Origin of the sequence: Vibrio sp. B7 (assembly GCF_963888765.1) — a bacterium.
GTDB classification, from domain to species: Bacteria; Pseudomonadota; Gammaproteobacteria; order Enterobacterales; family Vibrionaceae; genus Vibrio; species Vibrio anguillarum.
The window spans coordinates 60206-79104 of the sequence record NZ_CAWPKR010000037.1 but is presented as its reverse complement, the minus strand read 5'-3'; the positions used below and the strand labels follow the sequence as shown (position 1 = coordinate 79104).

The 18899-nt window shown below is 44.3% G+C and carries 14 protein-coding genes, 1 pseudogene and 1 riboswitch; of the genes and pseudogenes, 8 read left to right on the top strand and 7 right to left on the bottom strand.

Translation table 11 applies throughout. The features are described 5' to 3' along the window. Nucleotides 1-15 precede the first annotated feature (15 nt). Together AACV32_RS14125 and AACV32_RS14120 are read right to left on the bottom strand one after the other, a co-directional pair. Nucleotides 16-1899 carry an Hsp70 family protein gene (locus tag AACV32_RS14125; RefSeq protein WP_170895306.1) on the bottom strand — a complete coding sequence of 628 codons (1884 nt, stop codon included), beginning with the start codon at nt 1897-1899 and terminating at the stop codon, nt 16-18. Further along, on the bottom strand, nt 1899-2531 hold the full coding sequence (locus AACV32_RS14120; protein WP_026027987.1) for a DUF2760 domain-containing protein: 633 nt from the start codon (nt 2529-2531) through the stop codon (nt 1899-1901). Before AACV32_RS14120 ends, AACV32_RS14125 begins: the two co-directional genes overlap by 1 nt. A gap of 343 nt (nt 2532-2874) precedes the next feature. Between AACV32_RS14120 and AACV32_RS14115 the strand changes: the two genes are divergently transcribed. Continuing rightward, nucleotides 2875-4398, top strand: coding sequence for a sensor domain-containing diguanylate cyclase (locus tag AACV32_RS14115; protein ID WP_017047599.1), 1524 nt, complete (start codon nt 2875-2877; stop codon nt 4396-4398). Between the two features lie 94 nt (nt 4399-4492). Next, complete coding sequence (locus tag AACV32_RS14110) at nt 4493-5023, top strand: 3'-5' exonuclease (RefSeq protein ID WP_170895305.1); 531 nt, start codon at nt 4493-4495, stop codon at nt 5021-5023. Between the two features lie 6 nt (nt 5024-5029). On the opposite strand, the gene AACV32_RS14105 is transcribed toward AACV32_RS14110, so the two are convergent. Both AACV32_RS14105 and AACV32_RS14100 read right to left on the bottom strand, forming a co-directional pair. Further along, nucleotides 5030-5473 (bottom strand): tellurite resistance TerB family protein, encoded by a 444-nt coding sequence (locus AACV32_RS14105; protein ID WP_010319281.1) that lies wholly within the window; start codon nt 5471-5473, stop codon nt 5030-5032. Between the two features lie 83 nt (nt 5474-5556). After that, a complete protein-coding gene (locus AACV32_RS14100) occupies nt 5557-5961 on the bottom strand; it encodes a hypothetical protein (RefSeq protein WP_017050533.1) in 405 nt (134 codons plus the stop codon). Nucleotides 5962-6201: 240 nt separating this feature from the next. Between AACV32_RS14100 and hrpA the strand changes: the two genes are divergently transcribed. Both hrpA and AACV32_RS14090 read left to right on the top strand, forming a co-directional pair. Next, nucleotides 6202-10137 (top strand): ATP-dependent RNA helicase HrpA, encoded by a 3936-nt coding sequence (hrpA, locus tag AACV32_RS14095; protein WP_170895304.1) that lies wholly within the window; start codon nt 6202-6204, stop codon nt 10135-10137. Between the two features lie 103 nt (nt 10138-10240). After that, complete coding sequence (locus AACV32_RS14090) at nt 10241-10723, top strand: porin family protein (RefSeq protein ID WP_017044743.1); 483 nt, start codon at nt 10241-10243, stop codon at nt 10721-10723. Between the two features lie 89 nt (nt 10724-10812). Here AACV32_RS14090 and AACV32_RS14085 read toward each other — a convergent pair. Next, nucleotides 10813-11724 (bottom strand): annotated as a pseudogene (locus tag AACV32_RS14085) (LysR family transcriptional regulator). 98 nt (nt 11725-11822) lie between these two features. On the opposite strand from AACV32_RS14085, the gene AACV32_RS14080 reads away from it, so the two are divergent. Further along, the gene (locus AACV32_RS14080; protein WP_170895303.1) at nt 11823-13226 is read left to right on the top strand and encodes an MDR family MFS transporter; all 1404 of its coding nucleotides are present in this window, start codon (nt 11823-11825) and stop codon (nt 13224-13226) included. 72 nt (nt 13227-13298) lie between these two features. On the opposite strand, the gene AACV32_RS14075 is transcribed toward AACV32_RS14080, so the two are convergent. Next, nucleotides 13299-14780: a carboxypeptidase M32 gene (locus tag AACV32_RS14075; RefSeq protein ID WP_017050530.1), complete on the bottom strand. Its 1482-nt coding sequence runs from the start codon at nt 14778-14780 to the stop codon at nt 13299-13301. Nucleotides 14781-15000: 220 nt separating this feature from the next. Here AACV32_RS14075 and AACV32_RS14070 point away from each other — a divergent pair, with 220 nt between their 5' ends. Next, nucleotides 15001-15633: a LysE family translocator gene (locus AACV32_RS14070; protein WP_017050529.1), complete on the top strand. Its 633-nt coding sequence runs from the start codon at nt 15001-15003 to the stop codon at nt 15631-15633. Nucleotides 15634-15968: 335 nt separating this feature from the next. On the opposite strand, the gene AACV32_RS14065 is transcribed toward AACV32_RS14070, so the two are convergent. After that, a complete protein-coding gene (locus AACV32_RS14065) occupies nt 15969-17348 on the bottom strand; it encodes an alanine/glycine:cation symporter family protein (RefSeq protein WP_017050528.1) in 1380 nt (459 codons plus the stop codon). Between the two features lie 123 nt (nt 17349-17471). Continuing rightward, nucleotides 17472-17565: riboswitch (glycine riboswitch) on the bottom strand. Nucleotides 17566-17923: 358 nt separating this feature from the next. On the opposite strand from AACV32_RS14065, the gene AACV32_RS14060 reads away from it, so the two are divergent. Together AACV32_RS14060 and AACV32_RS14055 are read left to right on the top strand one after the other, a co-directional pair. Next, nucleotides 17924-18082 (top strand): hypothetical protein, encoded by a 159-nt coding sequence (locus tag AACV32_RS14060; protein WP_010319274.1) that lies wholly within the window; start codon nt 17924-17926, stop codon nt 18080-18082. A gap of 19 nt (nt 18083-18101) precedes the next feature. After that, nucleotides 18102-18836, top strand: coding sequence for a hypothetical protein (locus tag AACV32_RS14055; RefSeq protein WP_017050909.1), 735 nt, complete (start codon nt 18102-18104; stop codon nt 18834-18836). Nucleotides 18837-18899 lie beyond the last annotated feature (63 nt).

Sequence of the window (18899 nt, the reverse complement as noted above, 5' to 3'; positions counted from 1 at the left end):
GATGCCGTGTGGGGATTATTGAGTGACTTGAGGATCTTCACGCACATCGAACTCAACGTGCCATGTTTGGCCGTTGTCGGTCGCAATGGCTTCTAAGTGAAGTGTCCCGAGTTCTGTGATCGTTGAGGCTAAGTGAACCGGAACGACTTCGCCTTGTCGACGTCCTTCAGAAACAGGCAAGGTGACGTGGATCTCGGGCAGCTCTACAAGTTCTTCTGGAGCCCAATAATCTAAGTGCATGCCAGCTTCGTCATCGCGGCGTATTGTTGAACCAAAGAATTGAAAATGTACAGGCTCACCAATGACCAATCCAAACTCTTGGCTTGGTACGCGGACACTGGTTCCTTCTTCCATGCCAAATGGAGCGACGCACAAGGCTTCCATCGGCGGTGTGATCCCCGGAATGGCAGGCATAGCACTTTCAATACCGACGTAATAACTCGAGGCAATGCCACCGCGAATACGCACACCTTGTCCACGACGAACTGCGCCGTAATACGCTGCGCCGCAGGCGACGGCTAAATCAAGGTCTAAGCCTGTTAAGCGCTTCATCTGTGGTGCTCCCACAGTGCTCAACCAAGCATTAATAGTGCTGAGAAGACGGTTTGCTAATAAATCGGATTTTAACACGCCACCGTTTAGTAAGATGGCGGTCGGTTTGATAAAATCCATCTCCGGAGCTTCGCCCATACCGGGCATGCCAGCAAATGGATTATCATTCAGAGCGGATATGTCGCCATCCATTGCATGGGCTTGTTTTGCCAAGAACGCGGCGATATGGCGGGTAATTCCAGCGTCTTGCGCGTAGGGAAGGCCTATTTGCGTTAATGCGCCACGTGCTTTTTGTACGGGATGATCAGTGATATTCACTTGTGGGAAAAAACCATCGACCAAGGTTTGTTGCACTTCTTGTTGAGTCAATTCGGTTTTAAGCGTTGTACCGAGCAGTTTTGAACCGCGACTTGGTACCACAATCGGTACGGAATTTAGGGCACTGTCATTCAGAAGCGCCTCTTTGGCATCTCGGCAAGCGTGCGTCATCGCTTGTACTTGCCAAGGTGCTAATTCTTTACCTTCTTGCGCCAATTTCATTTTTAAACGGTAAGCAAGGGCAAGGTCCATATTATCGCCGCCGAGTAAAATGTGCTCACCAACCGCAATCCGATTGAGCGTTAAGTTACCAGCGTCTTCAGTCACTTCCACTAAGGATAAATCAGTGGTTCCCCCACCAATATCAACCACAAGAACAATGTCACCCACCTTGACTTCATCGCGCCACGCATCGTGGCTATTATCTATCCAACTGTATAAAGCCGCTTGTGGCTCTTCAAGCAGCGTTAATTGCTCAAAACCAACGTTGCGTGCTGCTTCAGCGGTTAAATCTCGGGCGGCTGGATCAAATGAAGCGGGTACTGTTAACGTGACATCTTGTGTGGCTAAGGGGAAGTCAGGGTGAGCGTGATCCCAAGTGCTTTTTAAATGCTCTAGATAATACTCAGTGGCTTTTAATGGCGAGATCTTTTCCACTTCATCGCTGCTACCCACGGGTAAAAATGCATCACGTCGATTGACGCCACCATGACATAGCCATGATTTGGCACTGGCGACTAAACGAATCGGTGTCTTACTGCCAAGGTTGCGCGCAATGGCACCGACTAAAGCTTTTGGCTCGGCCGACCAAGGCAAAACGCGTGCGGCAGGGCTCATCTCATGTTCATGAGGCTGGTATAAAAACGAGCCTAATTGATGACGGCTTTCAACCGTACCGGGCGCGGTAAGTTGAGGGATGCTCATTACTGAAACGCGAGCGTTTTCATCCTGTGTATCAACATAAGAGAGCACGCAATGTGTTGTGCCTAAGTCAATACCAATACTAAATTTTGGCGCTGTCTGTTCCATTACAATTCAACCTCGGCAGGTGCGATAATTGAAGCATCATACTGTTCAGCCAATTTAGGCAAAGTGATAGCTGTTGCTTTCCAGCCTTTATGGACTAAGGTGCCATTAAAGGGTGCTGAACCTGTCACATTACCCGTTAAGCGAACTTCTTGCGGGTTGAAACCAGCTTCAATGGTAATTCGGCTTTCTTCATCTTCGCCGCGAATGGGCGTGAGCTGAATGTAATCTTGTAGGACTTTTTTGCCACCTGCGTGGATCACGCGCGCCGCGGCTCCAACTTCCTCATCTGAAAAAGCGGTGACATCTTCATTTAAGAAGTCAATCAGACGAGCTTCTTGCTGCATTAACGACAAAAGTTGTAGGGCGGAATCGGTTGGCGCTGTCGCTAATTTAGATTCGACTTCAACTACGCGCTCAATCACTTTTTCTACTTCTACGATTTTTTCGACTTCAACAATCGTTTCAACCGGCTTTTCGACTTCGACAATTTTCTCGACAGGTTTTTCAACAACTTTCTCAACGACTTTTGATTTGCGTGATACCACAATGAGAAGTAGCAAAAGGCTTGATACACTGAGCCCAGCATGCAGCATATCAAAGGTGGTAGGGATCATATTTAAATCGAAGTTCATCACAATTCTCTTTACACAATGAAGTAGGCGTGGGAATTCTCGTGAGCCTACGGTGAATAGACTTAAAAATAGGGGCGCAGCTTACCATATTCAAGGCGAATACAGGATAGAAAGTCCGCATCATCACGTTTAAGCTAAAGTGATTGCTTGCGTTTTGAGCAGTATCAATCATTAATTCTCTATTCTGGTTCAACTTTAAGATTAATTGGTTAATAAATTGGTGACTGGCTATTGATTTACCTACTTTTATAAGAGTAATTTGAGTCCTGAGTCCTGAGTCCTGAGTCCTGAGTCCTGAGTCCTGAGTCCTGAGTCCTGAGTCCTGAGCCACGGAGAGGCTGTTATGTTAGAGAGCGACAAAAAGGTGATCTACCCTTTATGTATTTCAATTATTACCTTAATGATGACAGCGTCAGTCATCTCATTACTCTACATTAATCAAAAGAATCATATTGTCATGTTGTTTGATAGCCACGCTGAACATCAAGCAAGCATATTAGACACGTTGGTTGGAAATGATGTCAGTTTTATTGGTTCGGCTGCCAATTTTTTGCATGCTACCGAGGGGGGTAATGTGCAAGGATTTGACGTTTTTGCTCATGGTGTTATGTCAACATCCTACAGCCTTATCGGTTTGCAATGGTTAGCGAAAGTAACGAAAGATGATGCTGACGAATTTGTAACATTAATGAGGGATCGTTTGCCTCAATTTGAGTTATTTACAGTACCTAAAGCGGGTCAAAAGGTGATTGGATTTTCTGAAGAGAATGAACAACCCGTTTATGTTCTGAGTGATATTTATCCTCAAACCAAAAGTAACCTTGAATTGCTCGGCTTCTATTCGCTACGCCCTCGCTTTCAAAGAATTGCTGCACATATTGAGAGAACGGGGCTACCTGCTATATCCGATAAGGTCCGCCTATTGCAAGATGGCATAGAAGCACACCACAAAAAGGATGGATTATTGGTATATCATCCTGTTTTTAACTACAACAAACAGGAAATGATTGGTGTGGTAGTGGGTGTTATTCGACTCTCTACTTATTTTGATGGATTGGTGAGCCGCACGGCATCCGATCATCGATTGTATATGAAAGTAACCGATCTCGGATTTGATGCCGAAGATGATCCGATTCTATTCCAAAGCCCAGATTGGGATTCAATCAAAGGCATAGAAATAGAGAAACGCTTATCTCTGCCTAACCGTGATTGGAAAATTGATTTTAAGTTCTCAGAACCAATAGCGAGCAACATACAGTGGATTTTAGTGGCGCTCAGCGTCGGTGGTTTAATTATTTCGATCTTGTTAGGTTATGTTGTCTATTTGTTGATGAGAGAAAAACTTCATCTTAGCGAGATGCTAGAAGAACGTACTGAAGAACTGCGCTTTTTAGCGGACCACGATAGTTTGACTGGGTTGTATAACCGACGGGCATTCGGACGTTTACTGCAAGAGGACGTCTTACAGAAAAAAGCTTTTTCGTTGGTAATGTTTGATGTTGATGATTTTAAACTGATTAATGACAACCATAGCCACATTGCCGGCGATGAGATGCTAATACATATCACAACGGTTATTTCACGTCATATGGGAAATAATGATGTTTTAGCTCGGTTAGGTGGGGACGAATTTTGCATTATTTGTGAATTGTCAGAACTTCAACCTTTGCAGTGTTATTTAGAAACGTTACGAGCGGCTGTTGAATCAACCGGATATGAGTTCATGGATGAGGTGCTGTATTGCACGCTCAGTATTGGGGCGGCGATCAATCATACTTATGATCAAGAGTCTTTATTACATTTGGCAGACAGCAAGTTATACGAAAGCAAAGAAAATGGTCGCAACCGAGTTTCAATCGCCCAATAACTGTCCGAACGAAAGGGTGAGAGTCGAGTTTTTGAGAGGAGTCGAGTAAGATAACGTTCTTTGACTACTTATCTTTAAAGGATACGCCTGAACAATGAACTATAACCGAGTTGTCTGCTTCGATTTAGAAATGTGCTGCTGGAATGAAAATGGGGTTGGGACAACGGGTGAAATCATTGAAGTGGGTTTAGCTGAAATTGATGTGCAGTTGGGCACGATTGTGAAGCGTGCTCAATATTATGTCAGGCCAGAGCAAGACGATATTTCGCTGTTTTGTAGTGAGTTAACCGGGATAACTCCGCGTAAAATTGAAAAACAGGGGCGATCACTCGCAGGTGTCATTCAATCAATGGTTAAGAACTTTGGCGGCCCAAATAAGATTTATGTTTCGTGGGGGCGTGATGACCAAATTTTAGCTAAAGAGTGTGAGCAGAAGGGGATCGTTATGCCTTTTAGCGAGTTCATCAACCTAGCAACGCTCTACCGTATTCAGCAGAGAATGAAAGAAAAACGTATCGGTCACCGCGCCGCACAAGAAGCGCAAGGTATTGAGTGGGAAGGGCGACAGCACTCCGCTTATGTGGATGCTTACAACCTTGCGAAATTGGCGTTAACAATGTTGTAATCCGCTCTATTTTTGAGCGGAAAGTTTAGCGCGGATAAATTCACTGTGGTCGACATACAATAATTCTGCCGCTTTGCGGATCACCGCCTCTTCGAGTGGGTCTATCTCACCGTCCGCGTGTGCCACTTGCCACATCGCTTTGATAAGTTCATATCGCGTGTCTTGCGAGAGCTCACGTAATTGTGAAGTGAAATCATACAATGAAGCTGATTGTTTGACGCTTTGTTCTGCCCGAGTGAGCAGTTCCGTGGTTTCTGTATCATCTAACGCTAATAGTCGTTTAACTAATTGAAACTTAGCGTCATTTTCTCGTGTGTCAATTTGATGATCGGCTCCTGCCACTTCTCTGAGCAAACAAGCAATCGCTAGGTTGGGGTTAGTGTTGGAACGCTGGCCTAAATCTTCTCCGTCCAAGAGTTGCTTGAATAGCGATGTAATGGCATTAAACATAAAAAACCTACTGAAAATTTCGAGTCATTATTGTTTAAATAGTGACGTATTGAGCAAAACACAAGTCAGAATAAAGTGAGATTCTAAATATCAAGAGATTCATCTTCATCGTTCTCGTGATAAAAATCATTCGGATCTTGAGGAACGCTAGGGTCTTCTAGTATTTCAATGACTTCTGAACTTGAGTATTCATGCCCCATCAGGAAAAGCGCTAACATGGCATCGGCTTTGGATTTATTGTCCGCTTTTTCTAGCAAAATTTCTTCAAAGCGTCGCCGTATCATGGCAATCTCATGTTCAACAAAACCGCGACCTTCTTCCTCTCCTTCACCTTCCTCGGGCGCATTATCAAACTCCAGAAACAGAAAATGGCCGTCCAATTGTGTGTCAATAAGACGTTCAGGCAACCAAGCCTCACCCATCACCAATTCTGGATCGGTGTTATCGGGTAGTGAATCGAGTATGTGTTTCAGTTCAGATGCTTTCACAGTTTTATCGTTTCAGTAATCATGTCGCTATTGTAGCGGCGATTTTCTTATAAACATAAGAAATCCTGATCCGATTACCCAATTTTAAATCGCTTAATCATACAAACGATGGCAAAACATACCGGAATCGAGGAGGAAGCGAATAAATGCTCGCCGTTTGTGAAAGGATAACTGATTGCAGGAGCGTTGATTATGCTACAATCCGCTCAGTTTTATGTAATGAAATGAATAGGAAATGCTTTGACCTCGTCACAGCCCAATCAACACAAGTCAATGAACGCTAGCAGCAACAGTGCGGCATCTCTGCGCAATGCATTGAAAGAATGCATGATGCGTGATCGTTTTCGTCTGAGTAAACGCATCTCTGGTGCGAGCAAAATAAAAAATGAGCAAGCCAAACATGCCGTTTTTGATCAAATTGCGCTCGATATTGCTCAGTCAATGATGGTGGCGCATCAGCGTCTCAACAACCGCGTTACCATCGACTACCCTGATTTATTGCCCGTAAGCCAAAAACGCGATGATATCGCCAAAGCGATTGCTGAAAACCAAGTGGTAATTGTGGCGGGTGAAACAGGGTCAGGCAAAACGACTCAGTTACCCAAAATTTGCGCAGAACTTGGGCGCGGTAAATATGGCCTGATTGGCCATACGCAACCACGTCGCCTTGCTGCGCGTTCGGTCGCGAGCCGAATAGCGCAAGAGATGGAAACAGAACTGGGTGGCTTTGTTGGCTATAAAGTTCGTTTTAACGATCAAATTTCCGAGCAGACTCAGATCAAATTGATGACTGACGGGATATTGTTGGCCGAAATCCAGCATGATCGTTTTCTCAATCAGTACGACACCATCATTATCGATGAAGCGCATGAGCGCAGCTTAAATATCGATTTTATCTTAGGTTATTTGAAAGAACTGCTGCCGCGTCGTCCGGATCTCAAAGTCATCATTACTTCGGCCACCATCGATCCTGAACGCTTCTCTAACCATTTTAGTGGCGCGCCTATCATTGAAGTGTCGGGTCGTACTTATCCGGTCGATACGCGTTATCGACCACTGCTTGGTGAAGAGGAAGCAGACCGCGATCAACTTGAAGGTATTTTTGAAGCCGTCGATGAACTCTGTGCTGAAGGGCTTGGCGATATTCTGATCTTCATGAATGGTGAACGAGAAATTCGTGATACGGCCGATGCGCTCAGTAAACGTAACTTACGTGATACTGAAATTGTGCCGCTTTATGCACGATTATCCGCCGGAGAGCAGAATAAAATCTTTCAGCCCCATATAGGGCGGCGCATTGTTTTAGCCACCAACGTGGCAGAAACATCCCTTACCGTTCCGGGTATCAAATATGTCATTGACCCAGGTACGGCGCGTATCAGCCGTTATAGCTACCGCACCAAAGTCCAACGTTTGCCGATTGAACCAATTTCTCAAGCGAGTGCAAATCAGCGTAAAGGACGTTGTGGCCGTGTTGAAGAAGGGATCTGCATACGCCTCTATTCCGAAGAGGATTTTCTTTCACGCCCAGAATTTACCGATCCGGAAATACTGCGTACCAACTTAGCCTCGGTTATTTTACAAATGACCGCACTTGGGCTGGGTGATATTGAAGCATTCCCGTTTGTGGAAGCGCCGGATAAACGCAACATTCAAGATGGTGTGCGTTTGCTTGAAGAGCTTGGTGCGATTGTTCCTGATACCAATAAAAATGGTCACGACAGCAAAAAGCAGTTGACGGATATGGGGCGCAAATTAGCACGCTTGCCGATTGATCCCCGTTTGGCGCGTATGGTGCTCGAAGCGCCAAAGCTTGGCTGCGTAAAAGAGCTGATGGTGATTGCCGCTGCACTTTCGATTCAAGACCCACGTGAACGCCCATCAGATAAGCAACAAGCCTCAGATGAGAAACATCGCCGATTTTTTGATGAAGAGTCCGATTTCCTGAGCCTAGTGAATTTGTGGAACCACATTCAAACTGAGCAAAAAGCGTTAAGCAGCAGCCAATTTCGTAAGCAGTGCAAACAAGATTACCTCAATTATTTGCGGGTACGCGAATGGCAGGATGTCTACTTCCAAATTCACCAATCGATGCGTGAAATGGATTACAAATTGAACGACGAACCGGGCAATTACCAAAGTATCCACAGTGCAATTTTGGTTGGTTTACTGTCGCACATCGGTATCAAAGACCAAGAGAAAAATGAATACCAAGGGGCTCGTAACGCCCGCTTTAATATCTTTCCCGCTTCTGGTCTGTTTAAAAAGCAGCCCAAGTGGGTGATGGTCGCCGAATTGGTGGAAACCTCTAAACTGTGGGGGCGTATTGCAGCTAAAATCCAGCCTGAATGGGTGGAACCGCTGGCACAGCATTTGATCAAGCGTAGCTACAGCGAACCGCATTGGTCAAAAAAACAAGCCGCCGTCATGGCCTATGAAAAAGTGATGTTATATGGCATTCCTATTGTGCCTAAACGTTTGATTAACTACAGCACCATTGACGAGCCATTGTGTCGTGAGATTTTCATTCGCAGTGCATTAGTTGAAGGTGATTGGGAAACCAAACACGCATTTTTCAAGCAAAATCGTCGCTTATTACTTGAAGTCGAGGAGCTTGAGCATAAATCTCGCCGCCGCGATATTTTGATTGATGATGAACAGCTTTTCGAGTTCTACGATCAGCGAGTCGCAACGGATGTGGTCTCTGGGCGTCATTTTGATGCGTGGTGGCGAAAAGTCAGCAAAGCCACCCCAGATCTACTCAACTTTGAAAAAGAGATGTTATTTAAAGGTGATGCTAGCCACATCACTGATTTAGATTATCCCAACTTTTGGCACCAAAACGGTATTAAACTGAAGCTCAGCTATCAATTTGAACCTGGCGTGGATAGTGACGGTGTCACGGTGCATTTACCATTGCCGATCCTAAATCAAATTGAGCCGACAGGGTTTGATTGGCAGATCCCCGGGTTACGTCATGAATTGGTTGTCAGCCTCATCAAGTCTTTGCCTAAAACACTGCGCAAAAACTTTGTACCGGCACCTAACTATGCGGATGCGTTTTTAGCTCGTGTCACACCGATGGAATTGCCTTTATTGGATGCGATGGAAAAAGAGTTAAGACGCATGACGGGCGTCGAGGTGAAGCGTGAAGATTGGAAGTTAGAGCAAGTTCCGGATCATTTAAAAATCACTTTTCGCGCGGTGGATCATAAAAATCGCAAACTCAACGAGCATAAAGATTTATATCAGCTGAAAGAGAGTTTGAAAGAGAAAGTACAAGAAACACTCTCTCAAGTGGCAGACGATGATATTGAACAGCAAGGTCTGCATACGTGGAGCTTTGGTGAATTACCGAAAGTGTACCAACAAAAGCGCGGCGGTTTCGAGGTTAAAGCCTATCCAGCGTTAGTGGATAGTAAAGAAAGTGTTGAAATTAAGCTTTTTGAGACTGAGCAAGAACAACTTAATGCAATGAAAGCAGGGCAAAGGCGTCTGATTTTGCTGAACGTTCCTTCACCGATTAAATATCTGCACACCAATTTACCGAACAAGTCAAAATTGGGGCTCTACTTTAACCCGTATGGCAAAGTACTGGACCTGATTGATGACTGTATTGCTTGTGGGATTGATAAGTTAATTGAACAGCAAGGCGGTTTAGTGTGGGAGCCGGAGCAGTTTGAGGCACTGAAAGAGTTTGTGCGCGCTGAATTGGGCGATACTGTGGTCGATATCGCCCAACAAGTGGAGACGATTCTTACCACGGCATTCAACATTAATAAAAAGCTGAAAGGGAAAATCGATTTTACGATGGCCTTTGCGTTATCGGATATCAAAGCGCAGATCGAAGGTTTGATCTTTAAAGGCTTTGCCACCGAATGCGGCTGGAAGCGTTTGCCGGATATTCTGCGTTACATGCGCGCGATTGAACGTCGGATGGAGAAGTTACCCATTGATCCAAATAAGGATCGTTTGCACATGTTGAAAATTGAAGCGGTAACCAATGATTACAAAGTGCTACTAAACAAGATACCTCGTGGTGCAGAAGTACCTGAAAATGTTAAAGAGATCCGTTGGATGATTGAAGAGCTTCGCGTGAGTTTATTTGCTCAGCAACTTGGCACTCCTTATCCAGTTTCAGATAAACGTATAAAAAATGCGATTGATGCTTGTTAGGTATAAGATTTGCATCTAACCAACAGTTCACTATAATTTGACGCTATGTGGCAATCGGTCGCCGTTTTGAGGCCACTGCCAAATTAAATAAAGAAGGTTCATCATGAAAAAGACTTTAATCGCACTGGCGCTGATCAGTACATCTTCAATGGCGTTTGCTGACTCTTGGATTTATGGCGGCGCATCGGTAGGCCAATCGGATTTGAATGGTAAAAGCGGTACTTCGTACAACATTCATGCCGGTACTGGTATTCTTCCTCTGATTGGCCTCGAAGCGGGTTACACCGACCATGGCAAATTTGAAGTCACTGCCACGAATGAAATCGCGGCCTCTTCTGTTTATTTTGCGGTAAAGCCAAGCATTGATTTTGGCCCTCTGCATGTGTATGCCAAGGGTGGTTTGCATTCTTGGGATAAAAAATTAAACAGCAATAAAATAGATGATGGTTTTGACATCATGTACGGTGTAGGCGCTGAATACTTCCTGATGGGGCCAATTTCAGTTGGTGCAAGTTACATGAATTACACTTTGGGCGATGACGATATTGGTACGGTTTCATTCAACGCGACCTTCCACTTTCTTTAATCTAGTCACTCAATCGCTTTCAACCACTTCTTGCTCGTTAGTAGCAAGAAGTGGTTTTTTATTTGAGCAGTATGGTGTGGTGTACATTCTCAAGTACGCCAGTAACTGAAAGCAAAGCGTGACCAGTGATTGATGATGTAGTCAATAAATGCCTGAGTTCGCTCAGGAAGAAAACGTCTCTGAGGGTGCAGCAAATAAACATCCGCTCCTTCAATCTGCCAGTTAGGCAATAATGGCACTAATCGTTTCTCCTCTAACTCCTTATCAATTAATCCTTTAGGTAACCTTGCAATACCCATATTCATGAATGTGGCTTGCAAAATCGTATCAATTTCCTCAGAGCTAATACGTGCCTGAGGGATAAATTGAAAACGTTCTTTGCTTTGCTAATGTTCAAATATCCACGCTTGTTTGGTATTTAAAGTGAGTAGTGGCAGAGAAAGTAATTGCTCTGGATGTTTTAGCAGCAAAGAGGCCGAGTAGTCAGGACTTGTGCACAACACGGAAGGGTTATTAGCTAGTTTGCGCGCAACCCAATCGGATTGCGGTTGTGGACCAAAACGTAGCGCTATATCAAGGTCGTGCTGGGTATGATAATCCAGCCCTGCACCGACTTGAATACGAATGTTGACTTTAGGATGTTGCTGACAAAATTCCAATGCTAATGGACTTAGCTGATGCCGAATGGGTAGGATTGGCGCGTTAATGACGATCTCGCCTCTAAACTCTTGTTTGGCTTTTAAAGCTTGTGCTTGTTTATCTTCTATTTGGCTAAATAGGTTGGCATAGGTTTCAAACAAATGCTCGCCTTCTTTCGTTAGTACCACTTCTTTACTGTTTCTGATCAGTAGAATGCTGCCAATATCTTGCTCCAACTGCTGAATTCTGCGGCTCAAAGTACTGGTGGACAAGGCTTTTTGTTTTGCTGCCAGCGTAAAATTGCCACATTTCACTACCGTTAAAAAGAGTGATAAATCATCAAGTTTCATCATTAATCCCATTTATGCAATAAGCCATCCCATTCTATCCTATTTTAGGATGTGCACTATTACGTTATCGTGTCGGTCGCGCATTCTAATCAAGTTCATATGAGGGGCACATGCCTACCGATTCAACTTATTCGGCTAATCCGAAAATTATTTTTGCCAGCGTTGCTTTAGTCATCGCTTTAGGCTCGCTTGAAAAAAGCATCGTTACCACACCATTGGCTCTTATTGGGCAAGATCTCTCGGCAGGACAAGCATTAACATGGGTGATTACTGCTTATCTATTAGCATCGACCGCTGTATTGCCCGTCTACGGTAAACTGAGCGACTTGTTTGGACGAGTTCGGATGCTAAATGTCAGTATCGTGATCTTTATGTTGGGTTCCGCGCTGTGTACCTTTGCTTTTGATCTACCCAGTTTAATTGGTGCTCGTGTGATTCAAGGGATTGGCGGTGGAGGCTTAATAGCTCTGGCATTTACTGTTATCGCCGATTCCATTCCTGCGCGCGAAGTGGGCAAGTACCAAGGTTATATTTCAGCGGTTTATGCGGTGTCCAGTATTGCAGGGCCACTGCTTGGCGGCTATTTTGCTGACTACCTCAGTTGGCGGTGGGTATTCGGTATTAATTTACCGCTAGGGTTGGTGGCACTTTACATGGTTAACCGCTATTTGAAGCATCTCAATAAACGCAGAGATAGTCGCTTTGATTGGGTGGGAGCAGCGTTACTCATGAGTGCGACGACTTTGCTGCTGTTATTACTTTCTTCACATTCATTTATGCCTACTGGCTGGGGCGCGTTTGCATTACTGGCGTGTTTAGTTGCTTTGGTGGTTGTTGAACGCAGAGTGAGTGATCCTATTTTACCGGCGCGTTTAGCACGTCTTCCGAATTATCTGACCGCGATTGTTCTTATTATGGGATCGCAAATGCTGATGTTTGCGCTTTTGGTCTATTTACCACTGCAGTTTCAGTGGCAAAAAGGACTCACTCCGTCAGAAAGCGGTGCCATTATGGTGATCTTCATGGTCTGTATTACCTCTGGCGCTTATGTGGGTGGGAAGCTCATCGCGAAGTTTGGCCGTTATAAGATGTTAGTGATCGTCGGTTTTACTTTGGCTATGGCTGCATTGTGGCAAGTTCATTACGATATGTGGGTGAAATTTGCATTGGGTTTTGCGGGTATAGGTATTGGTTTAACCTTACCGGCCTTAGGCGTTGTTGTACAAAGTGTCTTACCCGCACGTGATCGCGGCATTGGCATGTCACTGTTTAATTTTGGACGAGAACTCGGCGGTGCACTCGGTGTTGCGTTCTGTTCCGCGCTCTTTTATCTGAGAGTGCCGAGCGAAGTCATGGTTACTGAACACGGTGCCGAGCAGGCTGGCGTTTCCACTCAGGTATTATCACAAGGTTTTAGCTTGGTTTATATTGGCATGAGCGTACTAGCGCTACTGGCGATGTTACTGACAGTATGGCGCTTGCGTAAAGATGCATTGATGAAAAGTTCATCATGAATTCCTGCGTGTTATTGAGCGTTAACTAAGTGTAAAAAAAGCAGCGATTTAAGCTGCTTTTTAAGTTTAGCGCTAAAGGTATCTATGCTTTAGGTGGTCTTGGAAATATTGAGCGTTAAGCACATCCCCAGTCGCTTGTTTCACCAATTCATCGGTTGTTAATAGGCTACCTTTTTGCCAAATATTATCGGCAAGCCAAGTAAATATTGGTGATAAATCACCACTGCGAATGGCGGCATCAACATCCACCGTTTTCTTCATTGCTGCCATAAACTGCGCAGCGTACATCGCGCCAAGTGTATAACTTGGGAAATATCCGAAAGCGCCATCTGTCCAGTGGATGTCTTGCATACAGCCGTTTTGGTTATTTCCTTGGGTAGAAAGGCCGAGGTAAGCCTGCATTTTTTGATCCCATAGCTCAGGCACGTCGGTATGTTTGATATGACCATTGATCAAATCACGTTCAATTTCATAACGTAAAATGACATGCGCTGGATAAGTGAGCTCGTCGGCATCGACACGAATAAAGCCTTTTTCGGCGCGAGTGTAGATCTTCTGGAAATTCGCTTGTGCAAATACTTTATCTTCACTACCTGAAAAATAGCGGGCGGCTAGGGTGGCTAAGTGCTCAATAAAGGGTTCACTGCGGCCCATCTGCATTTCAAAGAAGAGCGATTGAGATTCATGAATACCCATCGAACGCGCTTCTCCTGCTGGTGTACCAGCAAGATGTTTAGGCAAGCCTTGCTCATAACGTGCGTGGCCCGTTTCATGAACAATGCCCATTAGAGACTGAATAAACTCCGACTCATTATAACGAGTGGTGATCCGAACATCGGTTGGAACACCGCCACAAAAAGGGTGAACGCTTTCATCAAGGCGACCGTGTTCAAAATCAAACTGAAGCAGTTTCATGACTTCTAATCCTAGCGCCTTTTGCTTTTCAGCAGGGTAATGGCCAGTCGGTATGATTATCTCTTCGGCGCGCTGCTTCTCTATGACTTGATCGATTAACGTTGGCAGCCAAGTTTTAACATCGCTGAAAACAGCGTCCAGTGATTGAGTTGTTGTACCCGGTTCGTAAAGATCGAGCATCGCATCATAAGGCGTTAAACCTGTAGCATCAGCGCGGATCTGCGCTTCTTGCTGTGAGAGTGTGACCACCTCAGCCCAGTTTTTCTCAAAACCGACCCAATCATTGTTTTTGCGTTGGGTACGCCAAGCATGTTCACACTTTGAACCAGCAAGAGATTTCGCTTGCACCAAAGCTTCAGGCAGTACGTTTGCCTGCTGCCAGTGGCGTTTGAGTTCACGCAGAGTTGCTTTTTGCTCATCGTCCAATGGCTCATTTTGTGCTTTATCAAACCATTCAGCCAATTGAGGTTGAGTATGTAAACTATGAATATGAACGGACAAGTGCGCCATCGCTTCCGAGCGAGCTTGAGCGCCGCCAGCAGGCATTACTGCGGCTTGATCCCAGTCACAAATAGCCGCTAAATGATTGAAATGTGAAATTTTCTTAGAATGTTGAACTAATTGATTGAATGCATCCATGGAATTAGCCTTCCGTGACGTAAAAGAAGAGTTAGTGTAGCAACCATTAAGTGTCTAACCAAGGCTATCCAAGTCAATCAAGGTGAAAGAGCGTGACCCAAACCGACAAGGCTGTGAGTATTTCATTATTTTCTTATCCAGTGAAAACTGTTAAAGACTTTATAAAAGAGCTCAGGTATAAAAAGGCAAACGATGACATTTCTTTTATACAAGGACGGGTATGTATATCCAAAACGTTGAAGCCTTTCTGATCGCAATTACTATATTAACGCTAACTCCAGGGCTAGATACGGCACTGGTGATTCGTAACACATCACGAGCAGGGTTCACTGACGGCAGCATAACAAGTTTGGGTATTTGCATGGGGCTATTTGTGCATGCGACCTTTTCCGCCGTTGGTATTTCGGCGATTTTGGCACAATCGGCCGAGCTGTTTCATGTGGTTAAAATGATTGGTGCGGCGTATTTAATTTGGCTGGGACTATCCAGCTTAAAAGCGTTGCTGAAAAATAGCCAAGGTATGCAGGTTACGGCGATTTCACACAGTGAATTTACGCTGAAGCGGTCATTGCGTGAAGGCTTTCTTTCCAATGTGTTGAACCCTAAAACGGCAGTATTTTATCTCGCATTTTTGCCGCAATTTATTAACCCAGAATATTCTCCGTTGTTGCAATCGCTTTTGATGGCTTCCATTCATTTTGTTATCGCTATGTGTTGGCAGTGCGGTTTAGCGGGCGCATTAAGCTTTGCAAAAAACTTACTCAAGAATGCGTCGTTTATGAAATGGATGGAAGGGACAACAGGCGTGGTTCTAGTTGCTCTGGGTCTAAAATTAATGCTTGAGAAAAGATAATTTAATCAATTAGTTGTAGGAGTTTTCTGAACAAAGCTAGAATGACATTTTTTTGAAGTTACTGCTTTAAATTTACGATATAAAACCTTGCATGGATTACGAGACATCACGTGTTGAGGGTAATTTGAATATATTGGTTATTTGTGCAGTTATCTTAGTGTGTTTTTTGTTGTTTCTGGAAGGATTAGCCTTGGGATACGGTGTTCCTACCTCGATAATCATCTTAGCTGTTTTAAACTTATCGTATTCTTGTTTGGATAAACAGATTAAAAAGCGGAAAAGACAGGCTTCAAACCGCAGGTAGGCGATTTAATGCCTACCTGCGATGTGGTTACTCAGTATTGAGTTTGAGGATTACGCGCCAAAGGCGCTGACTGTTTTTCAAAAAATAGCTTGGTCTCTTCAAGCACAATATGACGTAATGCGATTAATCCGATCAGATTAGGGATAGCCATTAAACCGTTAACGATATCAGCAATAATCCAAATCATATCAAGGTGCAAGAATGCACCTGATGCTACCAAACCGATAAAAATCAGCTTATAAGGCATTACTGCTTTGGTGCCAAACAAAAACACCACGCAGCGCTCACCGTAATAGTTCCAGCCTAAAATCGTCGTAAAAGCAAAAAACATCAAACCAATGGAGACCATCATCGGGCCCAAGGTTTGCGCATTTAAGCCCACGGCAAATGCATAGGTTGTCATGGCGGCACCAGAAAAATCACTTTGCCATGCGCCAGTTAAGATCAGCGCAAGCCCGGTCATGGTGCAAATAATGATGGTGTCAAAGAAAGTACCAGTCATTGAAATCAACCCTTGTTTTACGCAAGAGTCAGTTTTCGCTGCCGCCGCGGCCATTGGCGCGCTACCAAGACCTGATTCATTAGAAAATACACCGCGCGCAATCCCTGATTGGATCGCCAGCATGATGCTCGCTCCTAAGAAACCACCAGTAGCGGCTGTGGAAGTGAAGGCAGAAGTAATAACTAAACTGATGGCCGTGAGTAATTGATCGCTGTTGCTGATGATCACACTCAAACACGCAAGGATGTAAAAAAGGGCCATGGCAGGTACCACTTTCCCAGCCACTTTAGCAATTGATTGAATACCACCGACCGTGACAAATGCGACTAACAGCGTTAGAACCACTGCTGATATTTCGCGTGACACACCAAAAGAGATTTCAGTAGCATCTAAAATCGCGTTGACTTGTGGGAATGTACCGATGCCGAAACAAGCGACGCCGATGGCAAATAGGGCGAATAAAACCGCCAAAGTTCGCGAGCCCACGCCATATTGCAGGTAATACATCGGGCCACCAACCATTTGGCCTTTGTCATCCACTTGACGATACTTTACTGCCAGTAAACATTCAGCGTATTTGGTCGCCATACCAAACAGCGCGGCTAACCACATCCAAAATAGCGCGCCCGGCCCACCGAGCTTAATCGCTGTCGCTACGCCAACGATATTACCGGTTCCAATAGTCGCGGAAAGTGCGGTACATAAGGCGGCAAAGCTTGATACATCGCCTTGTTTACCGGCGTCTTTGTCTTTACTAAACACCATCTTAAGTGCGGTAGGTAAATGTCGAAATTGGATAAGACCGAGACGAAACGTAAAATAGATGCCTGTACCGACCAATAAAATTAAAAGTGGTGGTCCCCAGACAAAGTTGTCTATAGATTCAAGAATAGATTGCAGGTTGTTCATTAGTTCCCCTTAATAAAACGACAGTTAAGGAGAAGAGGGAAAGGGCAGTAATCTGAAAAGATCCCACAAAAAGATCACAGCAGGCCGGTGGTGAAGAAACCACACCTATTTATGATTGTAACTTTCCACTCCTCTGTCCTTTTGCCTGAGAGTTTCACCCCAAATAGGGTTTGCTCCTTCGGCGACCGATTAAACGGTTCTCTCCAGAGGTTCCTCCAACTACAGTCCTCGCCAGCTCTCATAAGAGAGAGCATTAGCACCTGAAAGATTTACTTCTTCGGCGAGCCTGTTTACTCATACTTTGAATAAACTAAGGCTACTCTCCTGCAGTCTTCATCGGAACTGATGATAAGTGCGCTTACCATCAAGGCGAGATATGTTACATAAAGCGTTTTTCAAGACAAGAAAAATTGTGCTTTTGATCTCAATTTTCTGCCGTTTGGTGGTTTGTTAACCATTTATAGACGTAAACGTAGGATGAGGGGTGAAAACTTTACGCTTGTTGTCGATTGTTCTACTTTTTTCTGACTTATCGCGTGTTATAAATGATATACACTACGTGAGAGGATAGGCTAATGACACGACTCATCACCATTATTTTATTGATCGCCATTGCTTTTATTTTTATTCGTTATCGTACCAACGAAAAGTTGCAAAAAGGTGTGGTGGTTTCTTTACTCACTGCTTTTGTCATTTATGCTGCCTCAATTGTGATTACTGAATTAACTCGCTGAGATAGATAGGAGCGAAAGAGTGAACAAACAGACGGACATTGATGCACAAGACGATGTCGTAGTGATTGAAGAACGAGACAAACGCACCTACGTCTACATCGCGTTAGCAGGGGTGTTGGGGTTAGCATTAGGTGGCTTAATCGGTTCAAGTATCACCACGAATAACTGGCAAAAAACATACCATCAGCTAGAAGAAAAATATGAACAGCTCACCCAAGATAAAAGCCAATTAGCTGAAAAAGTGCAATTAAAAGTCGCCAGTGTCGACGCTGAAGTAGCAAATAAACTTCAACAAGCATTAGAAGAGCAACAAAAGCAGTATCAACAAGAGCTGGATCAAGCGCAAAGCCAATACCAAGCGTTAATGGCAGAAAATAAAGCGCTGCAAGCGAAACTTAATACACAGGAAAATGCACTAGCGCAAGTTGAGAACAAAAATTCTAAATTAAATCGGCAAGCCGATATGCAGGCAACGATTTTTGAACGTTCACGCGAACTGTTCCAACGTGAATTGAAAATTAAGCAAGAGTTAGAAGCGCTGCAAAAAGAGAAAGAAAGTTTAGTACCGAAGCTCAAAACGCTCAAAACCGATTGTGATGTCTACCTAGAAGGTAAGTCGTGGGATGCAAAATCAGACGCATGTGATAAGCAAGATGAAGCGAATTCAAGAATTAGCCAAATCGATCAGATGATCCAAGTTCACCGCATGGATTTAGAACAAATCAAAGCGTTAACGGAAAATATAGGCTTATAATTTATATAAATCCCACCAATGTTTCTTTAGCAGGCCTCGCGAAAATGAGGCCTGTTTTATCGT

What these genes read in the sequence shown, in the direction of transcription:
- AACV32_RS14125 (WP_170895306.1), bottom strand. Translation starts at nt 1,899, where the DNA reads ATGGAACAGACAGCGCCAAAATTTAGTATTGGTATTGACTTAGGCACA.
- AACV32_RS14120 (WP_026027987.1), bottom strand. Translation starts at nt 2,531, where the DNA reads ATGAACTTCGATTTAAATATGATCCCTACCACCTTTGATATGCTGCAT.
- AACV32_RS14115 (WP_017047599.1), top strand. Translation starts at nt 2,875, where the DNA reads ATGTTAGAGAGCGACAAAAAGGTGATCTACCCTTTATGTATTTCAATT.
- AACV32_RS14110 (WP_170895305.1), top strand. Translation starts at nt 4,493, where the DNA reads ATGAACTATAACCGAGTTGTCTGCTTCGATTTAGAAATGTGCTGCTGG.
- AACV32_RS14105 (WP_010319281.1), bottom strand. Translation starts at nt 5,473, where the DNA reads ATGTTTAATGCCATTACATCGCTATTCAAGCAACTCTTGGACGGAGAA.
- AACV32_RS14090 (WP_017044743.1), top strand. Translation starts at nt 10,241, where the DNA reads ATGAAAAAGACTTTAATCGCACTGGCGCTGATCAGTACATCTTCAATG.
- AACV32_RS14080 (WP_170895303.1), top strand. Translation starts at nt 11,823, where the DNA reads ATGCCTACCGATTCAACTTATTCGGCTAATCCGAAAATTATTTTTGCC.
- AACV32_RS14075 (WP_017050530.1), bottom strand. Translation starts at nt 14,780, where the DNA reads ATGGATGCATTCAATCAATTAGTTCAACATTCTAAGAAAATTTCACAT.
- AACV32_RS14070 (WP_017050529.1), top strand. Translation starts at nt 15,001, where the DNA reads ATGTATATCCAAAACGTTGAAGCCTTTCTGATCGCAATTACTATATTA.
- AACV32_RS14065 (WP_017050528.1), bottom strand. Translation starts at nt 17,348, where the DNA reads ATGAACAACCTGCAATCTATTCTTGAATCTATAGACAACTTTGTCTGG.
- AACV32_RS14060 (WP_010319274.1), top strand. Translation starts at nt 17,924, where the DNA reads ATGACACGACTCATCACCATTATTTTATTGATCGCCATTGCTTTTATT.